The sequence below is a fragment of the Spirosoma litoris genome (assembly GCF_054776755.1).
Genome location: NZ_BAAHBI010000056.1, coordinates 1 through 880, shown reverse-complemented (window position 1 = coordinate 880; position 880 = coordinate 1). Strand labels below are relative to the sequence as shown.

Annotated in this window: 1 protein-coding gene; it reads left to right on the top strand. The window is 58.3% G+C overall.

Translation table 11 applies throughout. From position 1 onward, the window contains the following. Window positions 1-880, top strand: an 880-nt coding sequence (locus ACYVGR_RS29430) for an Ig-like domain-containing protein (protein ID WP_460963586.1), incomplete at both ends; no start/stop codon positions are given.

The following is an 880-nucleotide window of genomic DNA, read 5'->3' as shown; positions in this document are numbered from 1 at the left end:
TGGTACGTATACCTATACGCCGACAACGGGCTACAGTGGTCCTGACAGTTTCACCTACACCGCTTGTAACAGTGCGGGTAAGTGTGATAAAGCCACCGTCAGCATTACGGTATTGCCGCTGGCCTGTGAGAAGCCAACCCTAACGGTGGGTTCTCCGGTCTGTAACCCCGCCAATGGCACCTACTCGGTAAGCTTCTTTAGCAGTGTAGCCACCATCACGGCCAGCGCGGGTACGCTTTCAGGTACGATCGTGAGTGGCATACCAGTGGGCACCAATGTGATCCTGACGGCCAGCAGCGGAGCCAGTTGTGCCAACTCGACGACGGTGACCTCACCGGCGTCCTGCCCAGCCAACCCAAGCTGTAGCCAGCCTCAGTTGAGCGTGGGTCAGCCCATCTGTAACGGCAGCACCTATACGGTCGCCTTCAGTCTGAACGGAGCTGGCACGGTAACCACTTCGGCAGGTACGGTCTCGGGTAATACCGTGATCAACATCCCGATTGGAACGAATGTGGTGGTCACGGCCACCAATGGTAGCTGCGTGAGCAACCTCAGCGTTGGCTCGCCAGCCTCCTGCACCAACGCCTGTGAGAATCCAGCCATCACCCTGGGGGCACCGATCTGTAATGGTTCGACCTACTCGGTGAGCTTCACCACGGTGTCGGGAGCCACGGTGGTGGCCAGTGCGGGCACGGTTTCTGGCAACCAGGTGGTGAATGTGCCTTCGGGCTCCAGCCTGACGCTGACGGTGAATACCACCAACGGCTGTAGTGCCAAAGTGGTGAATATCCCCGCCACCAACTGTGTGCAGGCACCGATTGCGACCAGTGATATTAACAATACGCGGATCAATACACCGGTACCGGGCAATGTGCTCACC